This is a genomic window from Rhodococcus sp. NPDC057297 (assembly GCF_042667435.1).
In the GTDB taxonomy this organism is placed as follows: Bacteria; Actinomycetota; Actinomycetes; order Mycobacteriales; family Mycobacteriaceae; genus Rhodococcoides.
In genome coordinates, this window is the sequence record NZ_JBHUZE010000004.1 from 83,797 (window position 1) to 105,906 (window position 22,110).

At 65.3% G+C, this 22,110-nt stretch carries 17 protein-coding genes and 1 pseudogene; 17 read left to right on the forward strand and 1 reads right to left on the reverse strand.

Annotated elements, in window-relative coordinates; genetic code table 11:
- Nucleotides 1-68: 68 nt before the first annotated feature.
- The 13 genes from smc (at nucleotide 69) to trmD (ending at nucleotide 16,409) form a co-directional block, all read left to right on the forward strand.
- The gene (gene smc / locus ACFULT_RS13820; protein WP_378481717.1) at nucleotides 69-3,713 is read left to right on the forward strand and encodes a chromosome segregation protein SMC; all 3,645 of its coding nucleotides are present in this window, start codon (nucleotides 69-71) and stop codon (nucleotides 3,711-3,713) included.
- A gap of 61 nt (nucleotides 3,714-3,774) precedes the next feature.
- Nucleotides 3,775-5,136 (forward strand): signal recognition particle-docking protein FtsY, encoded by a 1,362-nt coding sequence (ftsY, locus tag ACFULT_RS13825; protein ID WP_378481718.1) that lies wholly within the window; start codon nucleotides 3,775-3,777, stop codon nucleotides 5,134-5,136.
- A 271-nt stretch (nucleotides 5,137-5,407) separates the two neighbouring features.
- Complete coding sequence (locus ACFULT_RS13830) at nucleotides 5,408-6,667, forward strand: ammonium transporter (RefSeq protein ID WP_170945376.1); 1,260 nt, start codon at nucleotides 5,408-5,410, stop codon at nucleotides 6,665-6,667.
- Nucleotides 6,668-6,745: 78 nt separating this feature from the next.
- Nucleotides 6,746-7,084, forward strand: a complete 339-nt coding sequence (locus ACFULT_RS13835; RefSeq protein WP_019664269.1) for a P-II family nitrogen regulator — start codon at nucleotides 6,746-6,748, stop codon at nucleotides 7,082-7,084.
- The gene (locus ACFULT_RS13840; RefSeq protein WP_176460124.1) at nucleotides 7,074-9,641 is read left to right on the forward strand and encodes a [protein-PII] uridylyltransferase; all 2,568 of its coding nucleotides are present in this window, start codon (nucleotides 7,074-7,076) and stop codon (nucleotides 9,639-9,641) included. The genes ACFULT_RS13835 and ACFULT_RS13840 overlap by 11 nt, the downstream gene beginning before the upstream one ends.
- A 199-nt stretch (nucleotides 9,642-9,840) precedes the next feature.
- Complete coding sequence (locus ACFULT_RS13845; RefSeq protein WP_378481719.1) at nucleotides 9,841-10,677, forward strand: M23 family metallopeptidase; 837 nt, start codon at nucleotides 9,841-9,843, stop codon at nucleotides 10,675-10,677.
- Nucleotides 10,678-10,799: 122 nt separating this feature from the next.
- Nucleotides 10,800-12,356, forward strand: coding sequence for a signal recognition particle protein (ffh, locus tag ACFULT_RS13850; protein ID WP_037111571.1), 1,557 nt, complete (start codon nucleotides 10,800-10,802; stop codon nucleotides 12,354-12,356).
- Between the two features lie 7 nt (nucleotides 12,357-12,363).
- Nucleotides 12,364-13,449, forward strand: a complete 1,086-nt coding sequence (locus ACFULT_RS13855; protein WP_037111408.1) for an amidohydrolase family protein — start codon at nucleotides 12,364-12,366, stop codon at nucleotides 13,447-13,449.
- Nucleotides 13,446-14,285, forward strand: coding sequence for a CPBP family intramembrane glutamic endopeptidase (locus tag ACFULT_RS13860; RefSeq protein WP_378481720.1), 840 nt, complete (start codon nucleotides 13,446-13,448; stop codon nucleotides 14,283-14,285). Before ACFULT_RS13855 ends, ACFULT_RS13860 begins: the two co-directional genes overlap by 4 nt.
- A 170-nt stretch (nucleotides 14,286-14,455) precedes the next feature.
- The gene (gene rpsP / locus ACFULT_RS13865) at nucleotides 14,456-14,929 is read left to right on the forward strand and encodes a 30S ribosomal protein S16 (protein ID WP_037111410.1); all 474 of its coding nucleotides are present in this window, start codon (nucleotides 14,456-14,458) and stop codon (nucleotides 14,927-14,929) included.
- Nucleotides 14,926-15,168, forward strand: coding sequence for an RNA-binding protein (locus ACFULT_RS13870; protein WP_003939023.1), 243 nt, complete (start codon nucleotides 14,926-14,928; stop codon nucleotides 15,166-15,168). Before rpsP ends, ACFULT_RS13870 begins: the two co-directional genes overlap by 4 nt.
- Before the next feature lie 9 nt (nucleotides 15,169-15,177).
- The gene (gene rimM, locus ACFULT_RS13875) at nucleotides 15,178-15,708 is read left to right on the forward strand and encodes a ribosome maturation factor RimM (protein WP_378481721.1); all 531 of its coding nucleotides are present in this window, start codon (nucleotides 15,178-15,180) and stop codon (nucleotides 15,706-15,708) included.
- On the forward strand, nucleotides 15,708-16,409 hold the full coding sequence (gene trmD, locus ACFULT_RS13880) for a tRNA (guanosine(37)-N1)-methyltransferase TrmD (protein ID WP_378481722.1): 702 nt from the start codon (nucleotides 15,708-15,710) through the stop codon (nucleotides 16,407-16,409). Before rimM ends, trmD begins: the two co-directional genes overlap by 1 nt.
- Nucleotides 16,410-16,417: 8 nt before the next feature.
- Here the strand turns inward: trmD and ACFULT_RS13885 are convergent, their stop codons facing one another.
- A complete protein-coding gene (locus ACFULT_RS13885; RefSeq protein WP_378481723.1) occupies nucleotides 16,418-17,374 on the reverse strand; it encodes a serine hydrolase in 957 nt (318 codons plus the stop codon).
- Between the two features lie 64 nt (nucleotides 17,375-17,438).
- On the opposite strand from ACFULT_RS13885, the gene ACFULT_RS13890 reads away from it, so the two are divergent.
- From ACFULT_RS13890 to lepB, 4 genes and pseudogenes are all read left to right on the forward strand, one after another.
- Nucleotides 17,439-19,787: a Tex family protein gene (locus ACFULT_RS13890; RefSeq protein WP_378481724.1), complete on the forward strand. Its 2,349-nt coding sequence runs from the start codon at nucleotides 17,439-17,441 to the stop codon at nucleotides 19,785-19,787.
- A 45-nt stretch (nucleotides 19,788-19,832) separates the two neighbouring features.
- Nucleotides 19,833-20,752 (forward strand): annotated as a pseudogene (locus tag ACFULT_RS13895) (hypothetical protein); the annotation flags it as partial.
- 106 nt (nucleotides 20,753-20,858) lie between these two features.
- Complete coding sequence (gene rplS, locus ACFULT_RS13900; protein ID WP_026347639.1) at nucleotides 20,859-21,200, forward strand: 50S ribosomal protein L19; 342 nt, start codon at nucleotides 20,859-20,861, stop codon at nucleotides 21,198-21,200.
- A gap of 119 nt (nucleotides 21,201-21,319) precedes the next feature.
- Complete coding sequence (lepB, locus tag ACFULT_RS13905) at nucleotides 21,320-22,105, forward strand: signal peptidase I (RefSeq protein ID WP_037111416.1); 786 nt, start codon at nucleotides 21,320-21,322, stop codon at nucleotides 22,103-22,105.
- Nucleotides 22,106-22,110: the final 5 nt, after the last annotated feature.

The following is a 22,110-nucleotide window of genomic DNA, read 5'->3' on the forward strand; positions in this document are numbered from 1 at the left end:
ATCTGACGCGCGTGTGACTCGATGTGCGTGTGACCGCGCGTCGGTGCGACCCGGTACTGTCAAACGCCATGCATCTCAAGAGTCTGACGCTGAAGGGCTTCAAGTCCTTCGCCTCGGCGACGACTCTTCGATTCGAACCGGGAATCACCTGCGTGGTCGGACCCAACGGGTCGGGTAAGTCCAACGTCGTCGACGCGTTGACCTGGGTCATGGGCGAGCAGGGGGCCAAAGCACTACGCGGCGGAAAGATGGAAGACGTCATCTTCGCCGGTACATCCGGGCGCGCACCCCTCGGCCGTGCCGAGGTGACGTTGACCATCGACAATTCCGACGGCGCACTTCCCATCGACTACACCGAGGTCTCCATCACACGGCGTATGTTCCGCGACGGTGCCGGTGAGTACGAGATCAACGGCAATTCGTGCCGCCTCATGGACGTACAGGAGTTGCTGAGCGACTCGGGTATCGGACGTGAAATGCACGTCATCGTCGGACAGGGTCGCCTGGCCGCGATCCTGGAATCGCGTCCCGAGGACCGACGTGCGTTCATCGAGGAAGCCGCCGGTGTCCTCAAGCATCGGAAGCGCAAGGAAAAGGCAGTACGCAAACTCGATGCCATGCAGGCCAACCTCGCGCGGTTGACGGACCTGACGGCCGAGCTGCGGCGTCAGCTCAAACCCCTCGGCAGACAAGCCGAGGTCGCGCGACGGGCACAGACCGTGCAGGCCGACCTGCGCGACGCACGGCTGCGGCTCGCTGCCGACGATCTGGTCGCTCGCCGTGAGGAATTCGCCAACCAGACACAGGACGAAGCCGCCGCGCGGGAGCAGTACGCAGCCGTCCAGGACACTCTGGAGGCAGGCAATGTCGCGCTCGGTGAACTGGAGCAGTCGGTGGCAAGACTGACCCCGAGCGCCGAGGCGGCCGGGCAGACCTGGTTCCAGCTGTCCGCGCTGTCCGAGCGGGTCAACGCGACCATCAGGATCGCGAAGGAGCGCGCCCGGCATCTCGACTCGGCTCCGACTGGAGGCCGCGGTCAAGATCCCGACGAACTCGAGCAACAAGCCGACCGCGTGGCGGAGGAGGAGCTCGAGCTCGTCGAGGCCGTCGAGATCGCTCGTGAGAATCTCGAAGTAGCACGCGAGCAACTGGCCGAGCGCGAGTCCGCCGCCGCGGAAGCCGAACGGGCGCACATGGCGGCCGTTCGTGCCGTCGCCGACCGCCGTGAGGGGTTCGCGCGGTTGTCGGGCCAGGTCGATACCTTCCGAACGAAAGCCGAGTCCATCGATGCCGAGGTCGCTCGGCTCTCCGTCGCGATCGACGAGGCACGCGAACGAGGTGACCGGGCGCAGGAAGAATTCGAAAGCGTCCAGGACCAGATCTCCGGTCTCGACGCGAGCGAACTGAGCCTCGACACACACTACGAGCGCGCTGTCGCCGCGCTGCGCAGTGCGGACGCTCGTGTCACGGAACTGCAGAACGAGGATCGTGTCGCAGGCAAGAAGGTGGCGTCGTACCAGGCTCGTATCGAAGCTCTGACGATGGGATTGGAGCGCAAGGACGGCGCAGGCTGGCTGACCTCTCGCGGCCAGGCGGGCGTTGCAGGCCTCCTGGCCGAGCGCATCACCGTCGAAGACGGGTTCGACGTGGCCGTCGCCGTGGCGATGGGGCCCGCCGCCGATGCAGTGTTCGCCGATTCTTACGAGGTCGCTCGCGATGCGGTCCGTGCGCTGCACGACGCCGACGGCGGCCGCGCCGTGCTGGTCTTCGAATCGGATTCGGCCGAGCGCCCGAAGCCGGGTGTCCTGCCCGACGGTGCGCGGTGGGCACTGGACGTGGTCCACTACCCCGAGTCGCTGGCATCGGCCATGCAGTCGCTGCTCGGCGACGTCGTGATCGTCTCGTCGTTCGACGACGCGCAGTCGGTCATGGGCACCGTGTCCGGTGTCCGCGCCGTGACCACTGCGGGCGACTACATCGATTCCGGCTGGGTGTCGGGCGGATCGGACCGCAGACCGAGCACGCTGGAAGTGCAGGCTGCGATCGACACGTCGACCGTCGAGCTCGCGGCGGCGGAACGTCGATCGGCCGAACTGGAAGCAGCGCTGTCCGGTGCACTGGCAGAACAATCCGATCGGCGAGAGTCCGCCGAACAGGCCCTGGCTGCACTGAACGAGTCCGACGCGGCGATGTCCGCGGTGTACGAGCAACTCGGTCGATTGGGCCAGCTGGCAAGATCTGCTCACGCGGAGTCCTCACGGTTGTCCGATCAGCGAGCGAAGGCCGAGAGCGGACGTGAGGACGCGCTGCAGGCTCTCGCCGAACTCGAAGAACGACTCCGGCTGGCCGAGGACGAACAATCCGATTCTTCGGGTGCTCCCGATTCGGAGGACTCGACCTACGCACGCGAGGCAGCGGCCGCAGCGCTGGCCGAGGTGCGATCGGTCGAGGTGGAAGCACGGCTGAACGTACGCACTGCCGAGGAGAGGGCGCAGTCCCTGCGCGGGAAAGCCGATTCCTTGCGTCGCGCGGCGCGGGCCGAGCGCGAGACCCGGGCCCGTGCGGAGCGGGAGATGGTCGCTCGACGTCACGCCGCAGCCGTCGCGGAATCGGTTGTCACGGCAGGGGAGCGGGTGGCGACCCGACTCGCCGATGTCGTCGCGGCCGCTGCATCCCGCCGGGACGAACTGGCCGAACAACGCGCCAACACCACGGCAGAACTCGAACGCGTCAAGGAACAGGTCCGTGCGCTACAGGGCCAGTTGGCGTCCATCACCGACGCCGTTCACCGTGACGAGGTGGCGCGCGCGCAGGCGGCGCTCCGTATCGAGCAGTTGGAGTCCACCATTCTCGAGCAACACGGCATCGGTCTGGACGATCTGATCGCGGAGTACGGACCCGATGTCGCGCTCGCGCCGACCGAGCTCGAGATGTCCGAGTACGAAGCCGCCAAGGAACGCGGGGAACAAGTCGTCGCACCGGCTCCGATGCCGTTCGATCGCCTCACTCAGGAGAAGCGAGCGAAGCGAGCCGAACGTGATCTGGCGACTCTCGGCAAGGTGAACCCGCTCGCGCTCGAAGAGTTCGCCGCACTGGAGGAGCGCTACAACTTCCTGTCCACCCAGTTGGAGGACGTGAAATCGGCTCGAAAGGATCTGCTGGACGTCGTCGCGGACGTCGACGAGCGCATCCTGCAGGTCTTCACCGATGCCTGGATCGACGTCGAGCGGGAGTTCACTCAGGTCTTCGCGAAGCTGTTCCCCGGAGGCGAGGGACGTTTGATCCTGACCGAGCCCGGAGACATGCTGACGACCGGAATCGAGGTCGAGGCACGTCCGCCGGGCAAGAAGGTCAAGAGGTTGTCGCTGCTGTCGGGTGGCGAGAAGTCTCTGACGGCTGTGGCCATGCTGGTGGCGATCTTCCGCGCACGGCCGTCCCCGTTCTACGTCATGGACGAGGTGGAGGCTGCGCTCGACGACACCAACCTCCGGCGTCTGATCGGGTTGTTCGAGCAGCTGCGGGAGAAGTCCCAGCTGATCGTGATCACCCACCAGAAGCCGACGATGGAGGTGGCCGACGCTCTCTACGGAGTGTCGATGCGGGGCGACGGCATCACGACCGTCATCTCGCAGCGGCTCAACCGCGATCGTGTGGAGACGATCGGCAGTGTGACCGCGCCGGACGAGGAAACGGCGGCCGCGCCCACTTCCTGACGGAGTGGCGTAGCGCACGCCCGCGCACTCGAAGAGCCCGCCGCCCTGACAAGATGGACACGTGAGTAGCCAAGCGTGGATCATCCTCGCGGCCGTTCTGGCCGTCCTTGTCGTCGCACTCGTCGCCGGGCTGGTGCTGTCCCGGCGGCGCCGTGTCTCGTTGAAGTCGTCCGACACCCCGACGATCGAGGAGCAGAAAGATCGTTCCGGTGGGTACAAGGCGGGCGGTGGATTCTCGTTCAGCCAGGGCACCGCAACCGCGGAGCCCGAGCCTGTCGTCAGGCCCGATCCCGTCGTCGAGCCCGATCCCGTCGTTAGACTCGAACCAGTCGTCAGACCCGAACCAGTCGTCGAGCCCACACCCGAGCCGCTGCCGACTCCGGAGCCGACACCCGAGCCGGAACCGACTCCCGAGCCTGCCCCGACACCGGAACCCCAGCCCGAGCCGACACCGGAACCCGAGCCGACACCCGAACCCGCCGGACGGGTTCTCGACGACATCGCGCCCACCGATGGGCGGCTCGATCGCCTCCGCGGCCGGTTGTCACGGTCGCAGTCCGCAGTGGGCAAGAGCTTGCTCGGCCTGCTCGGCGGTGGAGATCTGGACGAGGACTCGTGGGAGGAGGTCGAGGACACGCTCCTCATCGCAGATCTCGGCTCGACCACGACGCAGGAGATCATGACGGCTCTGCGACAGCAGATGGCAGCGAGGAGCATCAGAACCGAGGCCGACGCTCGGGCGTTGCTGAAGGAGATTCTGGTGTCGCAGTTGCGCCCGGAACTCGACCGCTCGATCAGGGCGCTGCCCCACGAGGGAACTCCCGCGGTTCTGTTGGTTGTCGGTGTCAACGGCACCGGCAAGACCACGACCACGGGGAAGCTCGCCCGCGTTCTGGTGGCGGACGGCCGTCGGGTTCTGCTCGGCGCGGCGGATACCTTCCGCGCTGCTGCTGCGGATCAATTGCAGACGTGGGCCGAGCGAGTCGGTGCCGACGTCGTGCGCGGCAAGGAAGGCGCTGATCCGGCCGCAGTGGCGTTCGACGCGGTGACCAAGGGCATCGAGCAGGGCGTGGACGTAGTCGTGGTCGACACGGCGGGTCGACTGCACACCAAGTCAGGGTTGATGGACGAGCTCGGCAAGGTGAAGCGGGTGATCGAGAAACGCGCACGAGTCGACGACGTGCTGCTCGTGCTCGACGCCACCGTCGGCCAGAACGGGTTGACCCAGGCCCGGGTGTTCGCAGAAGTGGTGAACATCACCGGCGTCGTCCTCACCAAGCTCGACGGTACGGCGAAGGGCGGCATCGTTTTCCAGGTGCAACGAGAGCTCGGTGTGCCCGTGAAACTCGTCGGTCTCGGGGAGGGCGCGGACGATCTCGCGCCCTTCGAACCGGAAGCATTCGTCGACGCGTTGCTCGGTTGATTCGGCCCCTCGATTTCGGACCGCGTGAGGGCTCACGCGGTCCGAAATCGGGTGAGCGCGGGATTGCAAAAAATGCGAACTGCCTGGACGAAACGTGTTGGCAACAGATTTCGCCCATGCGTTCACATGAGCGAAACACCAGAGTGTCATCGATGAAACTTCTTAAAACCACTCTTTGTTCTTGACGGCGCACCGACCGGTAGCGCAGGAGAAATGGAGGGTGTACGTGAGTCCCGAGGATGTATTGGCCAACTCCGGCAATGCCGCTTGGATGCTGATCGCAGCATCACTGGTGCTGCTGATGACGCCGGGCCTGGCGTTCTTCTACGGCGGAATGTCGCAGCAGAAATCCGTCCTGAACATGATGATGATGTCGTTCGGGTCGATGACCGTCGTCGCGATCATCTACTTCCTGTGGGGATGGTCGATGTCGTACGGAACCGAGGACGTCGGCGGTCTGTTCGCCAACCCCTTCGAGTTTTTCGGTCTCAAGGATTCCATCACCGACGCCGACGGTAACTTCATCGCCGGGGCTTTCGGATACGCCAACATCATCGATGTTGCTTTCCAGGTCACCTTCGCGATCATCACTGTCGCCCTGATCTCCGGATCCATCGCAGGCCGCGTCAAGTACGGAACGTGGCTCGCATTCGCAGGCATCTGGGTCACCCTCGCGTACTTCCCGCTCGCACACATGGTGTGGGGTGGAGGATTGCTTTCGGGTTCCGAGGACGGACTCGCCGCGAAGATCTTCGGCACCACCGACGACGGAGAGGGCGGACTGGTTGCGTCGGTCGCGCCGATCGACTTCGCCGGAGGCACTGTCGTTCACATCAACGCCGGTATCGCCGGCCTCGTTCTGGCCCTCATCATCGGCAAGCGCATCGGCTTCGGCAAGATCGCGTTCCGTCCGCACAACCTCCCGTTCGTCATGCTCGGTGCGGCACTCCTGTGGTTCGGTTGGTTCGGCTTCAACGCCGGTTCCGCATTCGCCGCCGACGGCGCAGCCGGTCTCGCCTGGGTCAACACCACTGCTGCCACCGCGGCCGCCATCGCGGGCTGGCTCATCACCGAGCGCATCCGTGACGGACACGCCACCAGCCTCGGTGCCGCGTCGGGCATCGTCGCCGGCCTCGTGGCCATCACCCCCGCCGCGGGAGCACTCACGCCCGTCGGCTCGATGATCCTCGGCGTCATCGCAGGTGTCCTCTCCGCACTTGCTGTCGGCCTGAAGTTCAAGTTCGGTTACGACGATTCGCTCGACGTCGTCGGCGTGCACCTCGTCGCCGGCCTCTGGGGCACCATCGCGATCGGCTTCCTCGGTTCCGAGACCGGCCTGTTCTACGGTGGTGATTACAAGCAGCTCGTCGTGCAGATCGTGATCGCGCTGTTCGCACTCATCTTCACCGCCATCGTCACTGCGGTTATCGCCTTCGCTCTCAAGCCGCTCGGGTGGCGTGTGTCCGACGAGGAAGAAGCCAACGGAATCGACGAGGCAGAACACGCCGAGACCGCGTACGACTTCGCCTGACAAGGTAGAGATAAGAGCGAGAACTCTCGCTCCGCATGCAACCGGGCACATCAAGAGCTTGTGAAGGGAAGCAGAACAATGAAGCTGATCACGGCAATCGTCAAACCGTTCACGCTGGAGGACGTCAAGACGGGCCTCGAACAGGCCGGCGTGCTTGGCATGACGGTCAGTGAAGTTCAGGGATACGGGCGCCAGAAAGGCCACACCGAGGTCTACCGCGGCGCCGAGTACTCCGTGGACTTCGTCCCGAAGGTGCGCGTCGAGGTCGTCGTCGACGACGCGGCGGTCGAGAAGGTCGTCGAGGTCATCGTCGAAGCCGCTCGCACCGGCAAGATCGGCGACGGCAAAGTATGGGTCTCGCCGGTCGACTCGGTCATCCGAGTGCGCACCGGAGAACGTGGCGCCGATGCGCTCTGACCCACACGGGTCTCGGACAGGCGGCCTCGATTCCTCGGCTAACGCCGGGGGATCGGGGCCGTCGGTCTCGAAGGGCTCCACACCGAAGGGCTCGGCGTCGAACGACAGGTCCGGCGCGGCCGCCGACCTCGCGCGCGCCAGGAAACAGCTGCTCGACGGCGGGGCACGCAACCGTCGACTCGACGCGCCCTCGCTGCGGCAAGCCCTCGTCGATCTACACGAGTTCTGGCTCACCACCAAGGGATCCGAGCTGGGAATCAAACCCGATTCGGGATTCGCGATCGTGGCTGTCGGTGGCCTCGCGCGGCGCGAACTGCTTCCGTACTCCGATCTCGACCTGATTCTGCTGCACGACGACATGAGCCCCGAGATCGTTGCCGAGGTCGCCGACAAACTGTGGTACCCGCTGTGGGACGCGCACATCAAGCTCGACCACAGTGTGCGGACGGTGCCGCAGGCACTGCAGGTCGCTGCGACGGACATGACCGCGGCGCTCGGGATGCTCGAAGCTCGTCACATTGCCGGTGACGTGGAACTCAGCAACTTGCTGATCGGCGGAGTACGTAGGGAGTGGCGCACCGGGATACGGTCGCGCTTCGACGAACTCATCACCCAGACCTCCTCGCGGTGGACCAGAAGCGGTGAAATCGCCCACCGCGCCGAACCGGATCTCAAGAGCGGCCGGGGCGGGCTCCGTGACGTCCAACTCCTCGACGCCCTCGCCATCGCGCAATTGACCGACGGCATGCCGGGTCTCGGCCCGTCCTCTCCCGGCGGTGGACTGGCCTTCGCGCACGGTCGACTTCTCGATGTCCGCACCGAACTTCACCGCGTCGCCGGTCGAGCGCGCGATCAACTGCGTGCACAGGACGCCGACGAGATCGGTGCTGCGTTGCGTATCGGCGATCGATTCGATCTCGCACGCGTTCTCAGCGACTCGGCCCGAACCATCAGTTATTCCGTAGACGTGGGTTTGCGTACGGCGGGGAACTCTCTGCCACGACGCGGGCTCTCGCGGCTGCGACGCGCGCCGGTCCGTCGCCCCCTGGACGAGGGAGTTGTCGAGCATGCAGGCGAAGTGGTGCTCGCGCGCGATGCACGTCCGGGGAAGGATCCGGGACTGATCACGAGAGTGGCCGCCGCATCGGCGCAGACGGGCATGCCGATGTCGGCGTCGACGCTCAATCGATTGTCCGACAGCGCACCCGAATTGCGCGAGCCGTGGCCGAAGGAAGCGTTCAACGACCTTCTGGTTCTGCTCGGTTCCGGACGTCGCGCCATCGCGGCGATCGAGGCGCTGGACCGAACGGGGCTGTGGGGTCGGCTGATTCCGGAATGGGGTGCCGTGCGGGATCTTCCGCCCCGCGACGCCGTGCACACCTGGACGGTGGATCGGCACCTCGTCGAAACCGCCGCGTACGCAAGTGCTCTGACGACTCGGGTGGCTCGTCCGGATCTTCTGGTGCTCGGCGCGTTGATCCACGACATCGGAAAAGGACGCGGGGGAGACCACAGTGTGGTCGGCGCGGAGCTCGCGACGCAGATCGGTAACAGGCTGGGACTGTGGCCGTCGGACGTCGCGTTGCTCAGTGCGATGGTTCGCTTTCACCTCCTCCTTCCGGAGACCGCGACCCGCCGCGACCTCGACGACCCGGCGACGGTGGAGACCGTCGTGAACACTCTCGGTGCGGACACGGTTCTGCTGGAACTGCTGCACGCACTCGCCGAAGCAGATTCCCTCGCGACAGGCCCCGGAGTGTGGGGTGACTGGAAGGCGTCGTTGATCCGGGAACTCGTGCGCCGATGCCGCATGGTGATGGCGGGCGAAAGCCTCCCGACGCCCGATCCGCTCGATCCCGCGCACATCGCTCTGGCGGAGAAGGGCGGCGTCCACGTCGATCTGCAGCCGACCGACGGAATGCACACCTATGTCGTGACCGTCGTCGCCCCGGACACACCAGGTCTGCTGTCCGACGCTGCCGGTGTGCTCGCGCTGCACTCGTTGCGGGTGCTGTCGGCGTCGCTGGGGAGTCACGAGGGTTCGGCGGTCAATTCCTTTGCCGTCGCTCCGCTGTTCGGGACTCCGCCTCAAGCCGGGCTGCTGCGTCAGGAGATCATCCGAGCTCAGGCAGGCGAACTGGACCTGATCGCGCTGCTCGACGCCAAGGAACGTGACGCTCAGCCGATTCCGCTCGACGATCGAGCCGGGGAGACGACCGAGCCGGAGGACGATTCGGCGGTTCCGGTCGTCTACGCGCAGGCGCCTCCGCGGGTGCTGTGGTTCGACGGGTCGGACTCGGGGCAGGTGGTGCTCGAGCTCAGAGCCGAGGACAGGCTGGGACTGCTGTGTCGTCTTGCGACTGCGTTGGAGAAGCTGGGCGCAGACGTGAGATGGGCACGGGTGGCCACGCTCGGTACGTCCGTCGTCGATGCGTTCTGCATCGATCTGTCGGGGACCGACACCCGGGCGACACGGGAGGAGATCGAGAGTGCGCTGCTCGATGTGGTCCCGGCCCCGGAACCGCCGAAACCTCCGGAAAAACCGGAAGGAACCTGACGAGGCCGACCGATCGACCCGCCGTACCGACTCCACTTGTGAGTTCTCATGAAGATTCGGTTACGGTGTTTCCGGGCGAGATCGTTTTGTTATGTTTCTCGCCACAGGAACAACTTGTGAACGAGAGCGCAATTCATGCGAAACAGCCCGGCTCGGGGTGACTTTCCATGTCTCGCCGACGACTGATGAGGTACTAACTGTGGGAGCCCACCGGCGGTCGAACATTTACGTTCCGGCCACGACAGATTCGACGACACCACGCGGGCGTCACAGAGCGCAGGAGGACACGAAGGACTCCGGTATCAAGACGGCGACCATCGTTGCCGCGACGGGTGCAATCGTCGCCGGTGCGGCGCAACTGGGAACCGGGACCGCCACGGCAGCTCCGGCTCCGCTGCCCGACGCCCCCGCGGCGAGCCAGGCGTTCGGCATTCCACAGAATCTGCTTCCCGCAGGTTTCGAATTACCAGCCGGAGTTCAATTGCCGGAGAACCTGATTCCGGGAGGCTTCCAGTTGCCGCCGGGTGTCGAGATCCCGGACACCTCTGATCTGCCCGCGCTGGGACTCCCCGACGTGGGGGCTGCAGCTCAGGATCTGCTGCAGGGGCTTGCACCGCTCAAGGACAAGGCAGTGCAGCCGGTGTCGGGAGTGCTGACATCGACGTTCGGCCAGCGCTGGGGTTCGCACCACGGCGGAATCGATATCGCTGCCCCGATCGGCACGCCGGTACTCGCAGCTGCCGACGGAGTGGTGACGGCCGCGGGACCTGCGTCCGGTTTCGGCCTGTGGGTGAAAGTACTGCACGCCGACGGGACCGAGACGGTCTACGGCCACGTGGACACCTACGAGGTCGCCGAAGGGCAGCAGGTCGCCGCAGGTCAGCAGATCGCGACGGTCGGAAACCGCGGCCAGTCCACCGGTCCGCACCTTCACTTCGAGGTGCACGACGCGTCCGGGACCAAGACCGATCCGTCCGTCTGGTTGGCCACGCGGGGAGTGTCCGTCACGTGGAACGACACCGCGCGCAACGCTTGACCGAGCACGCGCTGTCCACGCCTCGCCGCCGCGGGCGCTAGGCTGGGTGCGACGTACGTGGCGGGGCGGCAGGCTCGACCCGCTGTCGGCTAATACTCGCTATCGGCTCAGGAGTGCAATCGGTGTTCGAATCCCTTTCCGACAGGTTGACCGGAACCCTCAAGGACCTGCGGGGCAAGGGGCGGCTCTCCGGCGCCGACATCGACGCCACAGCCCGTGAGATCCGGCTCGCGTTGCTCGAGGCCGACGTGGCTCTGCCCGTCGTCCGCGAGTTCATCACCCGCATCAAGACCCGCGCCAAGGGCGCGGAGGTCTCGGGTGCTCTCAACCCCGCGCAGCAGGTCGTCAAGATCGTCAACGAGGAACTCGTCGGGATCCTCGGAGGCGAGACCCGCCGCTTGCAGTTCGCGAAGACCCCGCCGACGGTGATCATGCTCGCCGGTCTCCAGGGATCGGGTAAGACCACGTTGGCGGGCAAGCTGGCCAGGTGGCTGAAGGACCAGGGGCACACACCCCTGCTCGTCGCGTGTGACCTCCAGCGCCCGGGCGCCGTCAGCCAGCTGCAGATCGTCGGTGAACGAGCAGGTGCAACGGTGTTCGCGCCGCACCCGGGAACGTCCATCGGCGGCGGAGAGAACGCGCTCGGTATCTCGGCAGCCGATCCCGTCGAGGTCGCACGCGCAGGCGTCGCCGAGGCTCGCGCCAAGCAGTTCGACATCGTCATCGTCGACACCGCAGGCCGCCTCGGTATCGACACCGAACTGATGAACCAGGCCGCGGGTATTCGCGACGCGGTTCAGCCGGACGAAACACTGTTCGTCCTCGACGCGATGGTCGGCCAGGACGCGGTCAGCACCGCGCAGGCCTTCCGGGACGGTGTCGGATTCACCGGTGTCGTACTGACCAAGCTCGACGGCGACGCACGCGGCGGCGCGGCACTGAGCGTCCGCGAGGTGACCGGCGAGCCCATCATGTTCGCGTCGACCGGTGAGAAGCTCGAGGACTTCGACGTCTTCCACCCCGACCGCATGGCCAGCCGCATCCTCGGTATGGGTGACGTACTCAGCCTGATCGAGCAAGCCGAGCAGCACTTCGACGCCGAGCAGGCCGAGGCCACGGCCAACAAGATCGGCTCCGGCCAGCTCACGCTCGACGACTTCCTCGAGCAGATGATGGCGGTTCGCAAGATGGGCCCCATCGGCAACCTCCTGGGCATGCTGCCCGGCGCCGGCCAGATGAAAGAACTGGCCAACGTCGACGAGAAGCAGTTGGATCGAGTGCAGGCGATCATTCGCGGCATGACGCCGCAGGAGCGCACCGATCCCAAGATCATCAACGCGTCACGTCGTCTGCGTATCGCCAACGGCTCGGGCGTGAAGGTCTCCGACGTCAACCAACTCGTCGATCGTTTCTTCGAAGCTCGAAAGATGATGTCCGCCATGGCAGGCCGGATGGGTATGCCGGGCGCGCGCAAGCAGGTCAGGAACAAGAAGGGCAAGAAAGGCAAGAAGGGTGGTCGGGGGCCGACGCAGCCCAAGATCCGCGGCGGATTCCCGGGCATGCCCGGAGGTATGCCTGCGGGCATGCCGGACCTGTCGTCCATGCCCAAGGGGCTCGACCAGCTTCCTCCGGGACTCGAAGGTATCGACCTGTCACAACTGAAGCTGCCGAAGAAGTAGATCGGCCGTGGCCGCGTATCGGGTACGAGGACGGGCACTTCCGTCCGAGAGCCTCGTCGAGATCTGGATAGTCGACGGCGCGGTGTCGTCGGAGCCCGTCGCGGGGGCCGACACGCTGGCCGATGACGGTTGGATCCTTCCCGGCCTGGTCGATGCGCACTGCCACGTCGGCATCAAGTACGGCGGCGGTCACGAGGATCTGGCGGGGTCGATCGAGCAGGCCCGCACCGAACGTGACGTGGGTGCGCTGCTGTTGCGCGACGCCGGATCACCGGTGGACACCCGTGTCCTCGACGACTACGAGGATCTGCCGCGAATCATTCGGGCGGGACGGCACATAGCGTCGCCGAAGCGGTACATCCCCGGTCTGGCGGTGGACATCGAGGACGAGTCGCAGTTACCCGACGCCGTCCGTCAGCAAGCCCGATTCGGGGACGGTTGGGTCAAGCTCGTGGGGGACTGGATCGACCGCAGTGTCGGGGATCTGCGCCCGCTGTGGGACGAACAGATCTTGAAGGCCGCGATCGACGCCGCCCACGAGGAGGGTGCACGCGTCACCGCGCACGTGTTCGGCGAGGATGCGCTGCCCGGGTTGATCGGTGCCGGCATCGATTGCATCGAGCACGGTACCGGGCTGACCGACGAGACCGTGGACATGATGGTCGAGCACGGGACCGCGCTGGTACCGACACTCGTCAACATCGAGACCTTTCCGTCGATCGCCGATTCCGCGACGAAGTATCCGGTGTACGCACGCCACATGCGCGACCTGCATTCTCGCGTCGCGGACACGGTGGGTCGCGCGCACGACGCGGGTGTGCCTATCTTCGCGGGCACCGACGCAGGCGGATCGATTCGCCACGGCCGGATTGCCGACGAGGTCCATGCACTCACCCGTATCGGGATGTCTCCCACCGACGCACTCGGCGCTGCCAGTTGGAACGCGCGGAGCTGGCTCGGTCACCCCGGTCTCGAGCACGGAGCGCCGGCCGATCTACTCGTGTACTCCGAGGACCCGCGAACCGGGCCGGATGTATTGTCCTCGCCCGACGTGATCGTGTTGCGCGGAATTCCGACCAAGCGCCCGGCGTGACATCACCTTCCGGACCCGACCCGCGCACCGGCCCCGACTGGACCGGCGAGCCCAGCTGGACGGGAATGGCACCGATGAATGCGGTGCACCACGACAGTTCCGGTTCTGCCTCGTACTGGCGAGCCGAGGAGGCCGCTGCACGCCGACGGCCGGATGGTCGGTGGGGAATCCCGGCGGCGTCGACGGTCCTGCTCGTCAACCTCACGGGCTTTCTTCTCGCGCCCCTGGTGTTCGACACCGACGTGCCGGGCGTCTACGTGATGGCGATCATGCTTCCGAGCCTGGCAGCCCTGACCTTGTCGCTCGCGATCAGCTGGAGGCGCGGCAACGGGCCCGTCGTCGACTTCGGCCTTCCCACCTCCGCGACGGAGTTCGGCAACCAACTCAAAACGGGTCTGGTCTGGGGTCTTGCAGCGTTGGCGGGCGCGATCGTGCTGGCCTTGGTCGTGCTGTCGCAGACGGACCTGGGGGACCAGGTGCCCCTCGCCGGGCTCGGGGTGTTGTCGCCGACGTGGAAAATCGTTCTGGCTCTGTGGATCTGGCTCGGTGCACCGTTCTGTGAGGAGGTGATGTTTCGCGGCATGGCCTGGGGCGCTCTCGAACGGCGTGTACCCCCGATGCGGGGTGCGTGGCTGGGAAACAAGTGGGTGATTCTCGTCGTCACCGCTGTTGCGTTCGCGCTCTGGCACCGGGAGGGATGGCGGCTCGTGATTCTCGTGTGGGGAGGCTTGGCCATCGGTATCGCACGCATGAGATCCGGCTCGGTGATGTCGTCCACGATCGCCCACTCGACCAACAATGCGCTCCCTGCGCTGGCGATTCTGCTCGTCGCTTGACACCGATTAACCGACATCGGGGCGCGTCTGGCACAATAAGACGCTGTTCGCCCGTCACCGGTTACGTACCGTACGGCGGTCACAACACCCCCATCAACGCAAAACCGGGTGCGCAGTCCGTGCGCACCGCTGAATTGCGCCGTGACCACAACGAAAGAGGCTTCACCTTCATGGCTGTCAAGATCAAGCTCATGCGTATCGGCAAGATCCGCACCCCGCACTACCGCGTCGTCATCGCGGACTCTCGCACCCGCCGCAACGGCCGTGCGATCGAGACCATCGGCAAGTACGAGCCCAAGCAAGACCCCAGCATCATCGACATCGACTCCGAGCGCGCACAGTACTGGCTGGGCGTCGGCGCTCTGCCGACCGAGCCCGTCGAGGCTCTGCTGAAGATCACCGGTGACTGGCAGAAGTTCAAGGGCCTCCCCGGCGCCGAGGGCACCCTGCGCGTCGCAGAGCCCAAGCCGTCCAAGCTGGACCTGTTCAACGCAGCACTCGCTCAGGCCGACGCCGAGCCGCTCGGTGACGCAACCACGGCCAAGAAGAAGAAGGCCCCCAAGGCCGACGACGCTGCACAGGCCGACGACGCCGCTGCCACCGAGACGGCAGACGCGCCGGCCGCCGAGGCTGCTGAGAAGTGAGTGCAGTTGTCGCCGATGCCGTCGAACATCTCGTTCGCGGCATCGTCGCCAATCCTGACGACGTACGCGTGGAGCTGATCACCGGACGCCGCGGGCGCACCGTCGAGGTGCACGTGCATCCCGACGATCTCGGCAAGGTGATCGGACGCGGTGGCCGCACGGCCACAGCGCTGCGCACGCTCGTCTCCGGTATCGGCGGACGCGGAATCCGCGTCGACGTCGTCGACACCGATCAATAAGAACCGACGATGGAACTCGTAGTCGGTCGTGTTGCGAAGTCGCACGGCGTCAAAGGAGAGCTGGTCGTCGAGGTTCGCACCGACGATCCGGATGCCCGCTTCGCCGTCGGCTCGGAGCTTCGCGGACGTGCACCACGTAACCGAACCGACACGATGTCCTTCACAGTGGAAGCCGCCCGGGAACACTCCGGGCGGCTTCTGCTGCGCTTGAAGGGCATAGCGGACCGGACGGCCGCCGATGCCCTTCGCGGCACCCTGTTCTTCGTCGAGTCGGACGACCTGCCCCCGTCCGACGATCCGGACGAATTCTACGACCACGAACTGGAAGGCCTGTCGGTCCGCCACGTCGACGGCACCGAGGTCGGGACGGTGAAGGAAGTGCTCCACTCCGCCGCGGGAGAGCTGCTGTCGATCTCACCGGCCGACGGATCCCGCGCCGAGATTCTGGTCCCGTTCGTCGCGGCGATCGTCACGTCCGTATCGCTGACCGACGGTGTCGTGATCGATCCACCCGAGGGTTTGCTGGATCCGGAGCCGTGATGCGCCTCTCCGTGGTGACCATCTTCCCGGAGTATCTGGAGCCGCTTCGAACAGCGTTGCTGGGCAAGGCGATCGACAAGGGCCTCGTGTCCGTCGACGTGCACGATCTGCGCGCCTGGACCCACGACGTTCACAAGGCCGTCGACGATTCTCCGTACGGCGGTGGACCGGGAATGGTCATGAAGCCCACGGTGTGGGGTGATGCGCTCGACGACGTTCTGACGCCGGAGTCTCTTCTGGTCGTTCCCACCCCTGCCGGGGTGCCGTTCACGCAGCGCACAGCCGAAAGATGGTCTCGGGAACAGCATCTGGTGTTCGCGTGCGGACGTTACGAGGGTATCGACCAACGGGTCTTCGACGAAGCCTCGACGCGTGTACGCGTCGAGGAAGTGAGCATCGGCGATTACGTGCTCATCGGCGGTGAGGCCGCCGTGCTCGTCATGAGCGAAGCCGTCGTGAGACTGATGCCGGGCGTACTCGGAAACCAACAATCGCATCAGGAGGATTCGTTCTCCGACGGGTTCTTGGAAGGGCCGAGCTACACGCGACCGGTGACGTGGAGAGGGCACGATGTCCCCGACATTCTGCTCTCCGGTGATCACGCCAGAATCGCGGCGTGGAGGCGCGAGCAGTCCCTTGCCCGGACGCGGGAACGACGACCGGATCTGCTCGCCGATTCGAACGGGCAGTCCGACCTGTAGAACCCGGGTCAGTCGACCTTCCCGTCGGGGAACAACATCGTCACGAACCCGGTGAGTGTGTCGCGCGCATGCTGAGCGCTGCTGTCGTCGGTCACGTCCACCACGGCGGTATCGGGGTAGTGATCCATGTCGTCCTCGTAATGGATCTCTTCCCGCGAGATCAAGGCCACCACGAAACGGTTGTCGACACCGACGGTGCCGGTGGACAGATGCAACCAGCGATCCGCGATGCAACACATCCACCCCTGCTTGATGGCGTGCACCGGCTCACCGGGAAGTCCGTCCACGATGCCGAACTGCTGGTGATAACCGTCGGTGGCCACGGGAGTCGACTCGCGGAGAAGGCCGATCATGAGCGAGGTCGACGCGGGGGACAGCCCACCGGACCCGTCGAGCACCGCACGGTAGTAGCGGACGAGTTCGGCGGCCGTCGTCGTCGTGTTCCACCACTGGCCGTCCCACGGCGGCGCCGTTGCGGTCAGGCCGTATCGCTGCGCGACGCGGGTAACGATGTCACCCGCGCCGTACTTGTACCAGAGGGTGTTCGCGGCGTTGTCGTCCGACGACTCGAGCATCGTCGTCATTGCCTCCAGGTCGTCGGCGGCGACCGGTACGCCTGCCAGTTCCGCGCCCTTCAGTACGTCGTCCGCGATGAAGAGCTTCGACACCGACGCCGTCTCGATCTGCTCGGTGTCCCCCGCGGCGAAGTAATCTCCAGTTACGCGATCCAACAACGCGAAGTCCACGTCTGCGCCACGTTCGGCGGAGGAACGGAGTGCTTCGGGGATGCGGGAGTCGAGGTCGAGGTCGTCGACGACCTCGGTATCGGGAAACGGTGATTCGCTCGTGCTCGGAGTGCCGCTGACGGCCGAGTCCTCGGGGACGCTGCAGCCCGAGAAGAGAACCGTTACCGCGGCGACGAGTGCGGCGCAGGAAACTGCCAGGACTTGCATCGGCCTGGACATCTCGAGTTCTCCCACACTGGTCCGTCGAACAACATGTCCCACACTAGCTGTAGGGTCGTGCGCCGTGACGATTGCTCTGAAAACTGTGAACAAGCGCATAGCCGAGGAACTCGACGTCCGCGAGGATCAGGTCACCGCAGCGGTGGACCTTCTCGACGGCGGATCGACGGTCCCGTTCATCGCCCGGTACCGCAAGGAAGTCACCGGCATGCTCGACGACGCGCAACTGCGGCAACTCGAAGAGCGCCTGCGCTACCTGCGTGAGCTCGACGAGCGTCGTGACGCAGTCATCGAGTCCATTCGCTCGCAGGGAAAACTGGACGAGGCGCTCGAACAGTCGTTGATGCTGGCCGAGACCAAAGCCCGCGTCGAGGACATCTACCTGCCGTTCAAGCCGAAGCGGCGCACCAAGGCTCAGATCGCTCGCGAAGCCGGCCACGAACCGGTCGCCGACGCGCTCATCACGAACCCGGATACCGATCCTGCATCGTTCGACACCGAGCAGCTCGACGGTGCGCGGGCCATTCTGGTCGAGCGGTTCGCCGAGGACGCCGACCTCGTCGGTGAGCTTCGTGAGCTCATGTGGACCCGTGGCCAGTTGACGTCGACGGTGCGCAAGGGCAAAGAAGACGAGGGCGCGAAGTTCGCCGACTACTTCGAATTCTCCGAGCCGTTCACGACGCTGCCGTCGCACCGCATTCTCGCTGCACTGCGTGGAGAGAAGGAGGAGGTGCTCTCGCTCGGTCTCGAACCCGAGCAGGAGGAGCAGGCCCCCGGTGTCCCGACGGTGTACGAAGGTCGAATCGCCGCGAAATTCGGCATCGCGGATCGTGGTCGTCGTGCGGACCGCTGGTTGCTCGACACCGTCCGGTGGGCGTGGCGAACCAAGCTCGTCGTGACGCTCGCGATCGACGTTCGCATGCGACTACGTCAGTCCGCGGAGAAAGACGCCGTCGACGTGTTCGCCTCCAACCTGAAGGATCTGCTGCTGGCGGCACCAGCAGGCAACCGCGCGACGATGGGGCTCGACCCGGGGTTTCGTACCGGAACCAAGGTCGCCGTCGTCGATTCCACCGGAAAGGTCGTTGACTACGACACGATCTATCCGCACAAGCCGCAGGGCAAGTGGGATCAGGCTCTGGCCACCCTGGCAGCGTTGGCGGCCAAGCATTCCGTGCAGCTCATCGCCATCGGTAACGGCACTGCGTCACGCGAGACCGATTCGTTGGCCGCGGAGCTGATCGCGAAGTACCCGGCAGCAGGTCTGACCAAGATCGTCGTGTCCGAGGCAGGCGCGTCGGTCTACTCCGCTTCGGCCTACGCATCGAGCGAGCTTCCCGAACTCGACGTGTCCATCCGCGGTGCGGTGTCGATCGCGCGTCGTCTCCAGGATCCGTTGGCCGAGCTGGTCAAGATCGATCCCAAATCCATCGGTGTCGGCCAGTATCAGCACGACATCTCCGAGTCCCTTCTCGCGCGCTCGCTCGGTGCCGTCGTCGAAGACGCGGTGAACGCGGTGGGCGTGGACGTCAACACGGCTTCGGTGCCGCTGTTGTCCCGTGTGTCCGGCATCGCCGGTTCCTTGGCGGAAAGTATCGTGGCGCACCGCGATCAACACGGTCCGTTCGCCAGCAGGTCCAAGCTGAAGGATGTTGCGCGCTTGGGCCCCAAGGCATTCGAGCAGTGCGCGGGCTTCCTCCGTATCTCCGGCGGGGACGATCCTCTGGACCGTTCGAGTGTCCACCCCGAGGCATACCCCGTAGTGCGCAAGATCGTCGATTCGGCAGGAGTCGGCGTACGCGAGGTCATCGGCAACATGTCGCTGCTCCGCGGACTGGACCCACGGACCTTCGCCGACGACCGGTTCGGAATCCCGACCGTCAGCGACATCATCACCGAACTCGAGAAGCCCGGCCGTGACCCGCGCCCCGAATTCAAGACGGCCACCTTCGCCGCCGGAATCGAGAAGGTCGCGGATCTGCAGCCCGGGATGACCCTGGAGGGCGTGGTCACCAACGTCGCGGCGTTCGGCGCATTCGTCGACGTCGGTGTGCACCAGGACGGGCTCGTTCACGTCTCCGCGATGTCGCACAACTTCGTCAAGGACCCCAGGGAAGTCGTCAAGAGCGGCGACGTCGTGAAGGTCAAGGTCATGGAGGTCGACATTCCGCGCCAGCGCATCGGGCTGAGTCTGCGTCTCGACGACGAGCCGGGTGTGTCCGCGAAGGACAAGCCGCGCAGCACCGGTGGTCCCCGCGGTGGTGGTTCCCGCGGTGGGGGCGCTCCTCGCGGTGGTGACGGGCAGGATCGTCGTCAGCAGCCCCGGCGGGACAACCGCGGTGGACGACAGGCCTCCGTGCCTGCCGGTGGGTCGATGGCCGATGCGCTGCGCAAGGCAGGATTCGGTAAGTAGCATACGACCGGTGGCACGCCCGTCCACGAGGAGCACGATGCAGCGGTGAGTTGGTTGGATCGCGAGATCGTCGCGCACGGACGGCTGCCGTTGCTCTGCTTCCTTCTCGGCTTCCTTGCCGGTTTCCTGCTGATCAGGCTCAGCGTCAGGATGATTCGAGCCCAGGTGAAGTGGTGGCCGGGCAACATCACTCCCGGCGGACAGCACATCCACCACGTCGTCTTCGGGATCGTGCTCATGCTCGTGTCCGGCATCTCGCTGGTTGCGGTGTTCGAGGACGGCACTCGGGAGACCGGAGCCGTCCTCGCAGCCCTGTTCGGTGTGGGCGCTGCACTCGTTCTCGACGAGTTCGCGCTGGTGTTCTATCTGAAGGACGTCTACTGGTCCGAGCAGGGCAGAGCATCCGTCGACGCGGTGTTCGTCGCCGTGGCAGGGACGGGGTTGTTGCTGCTCGGGTTTCACCCGCTTGCTCTGCTGAACATCGCCGATATCCGCGCGGACGCCGACCCGGTGGTTCGTGCGGGGTTCGTTGCACTGGCGATGGCCCACCTCGCACTGTGCGCCGTCGTGTTGGCGAAGGGGAAGATCTGGACCGGACTGATCGGGTTGTTCTTCGCCCCCATTCTTTTCGTGGGGGCACTTCGTCTGGGTAGACCAGGCTCGCCGTGGGCGCGGTGGCGTTACACCCGCCGACCCCGGAAGATGGAACGCTCGTTGCGGAGAGAACGCACCATTCGTCGTCCGGCGATTCGGGCGAAGATCTACCTGCAGGATCTGGTGGCCGGAAAACCCAGCATCGACCACGTGCTCGCGGCGACGGAGGACGAATTGGATCGGACCGTTCAGGCAGCGCCTGCCCCGACCGAGTGACACCGGATTGCCCGCCGGCGGTCGCCGTGGCGATTTCGCGTTACCGTCGGTGGTCTGGCACAATGGTCGGGTTGCCTGTACCAGGCACAGACCTAATCGGAGTACGAACCAGCCGAGTTCCGTGTAGTCGGATTTCTGTCCGAACGTGCGGTACCGCTCGGTTCCTCTACTCGTGCGAAGAACGCAAGGATGGCCACACCGATGAACACTCTGGATTTCTTGGACAAGCAGTCGCTGCGCAGCGACATTCCTGACTTCCGCCCCGGCGACACGCTCAACGTGCACGTCAAGGTTATCGAAGGCTCGAAAGAGCGCGTGCAGATCTTCAAGGGCGTCGTGATTCGCCGCCAGGGTGGTGGCGTTCGTGAGACGTTCACCGTTCGTAAGGTGTCGTTCGGCGTCGGTGTCGAGCGCACCTTCCCGGTCCACAGCCCCAACATCGCGCAGATCGACGTCCTCACCCGCGGTGACGTTCGTCGCGCCAAGCTGTACTACCTCCGCGATCTGCGTGGCAAGGCCGCCAAGATCAAGGAAAAGCGCTGACGTAAGCGCGTCCGGCCGTATTTCCACGACAGCCGCATTACCCCGTCAGGGGTGGTGCGGCTGTCGTGCTTTCGGTGTACCGGTCGATGACGAAAACCGGGTGCGGTTAATCTGGTGCGGTGTCAGATGCCCCGCAGGATCCACACGATCGATCCGAGTCGCGCTCCGATGAGCCGAATGCACCCCGGAAGGAAAAGAAAAAGCAGCGTTCGTTCTGGCGTGAGCTGCCGATTCTCGTTCTGGTCGCTCTGGTCCTGAGTTTTCTGCTGCAGACCTTCATCGCACGCGTGTATCTGATTCCGTCCGAATCGATGGAGCCGACGCTGCACGGTTGTGCCGGCTGCACCGGGGACCGGATCGTCGTGGAGAAGATCGGCTACCGCTTCGGTGATCCGAAACCCGGGGATGTCGTCGTCTTCCGTGGGCCGGATTCGTGGAACAGCGACTTCGTGTCCACTCGGTCGGACAACACGATCGTCCGCGGGGCTCAGGAAGTGGGTTCGCTCATCGGCATAGTGGCTCCCGACGAGAACGATCTGGTCAAACGAGTCATCGCGACCGGAGGCCAAACAGTCGAGTGCTGCGATGATCAGGGACGGGTTCTCGTCGACGGCAAACCGCTGGACGAGCCGTACGTACAAATGGATTTCCCGTTCACGCCGGGTGTGTTGACGTGTGACACCGAGTTGAAGTCCGGTCGCTGCTTTCCTGCGGTGACGGTCCCCGAAGGCAACCTGTGGGTGATGGGCGACAATCGCAGCAACTCCGCGGACTCCAGGTTTCACGTGTCCGACGAGCTGATGGGCACGGTTCCCGTCGACAACGTCATCGGCAAGGCGTTCCTCATTGCACTTCCGCCCTCGCGCTGGGGAACTCTCGATTCACCGGACATCCAGGGGCAGTGAGCCGA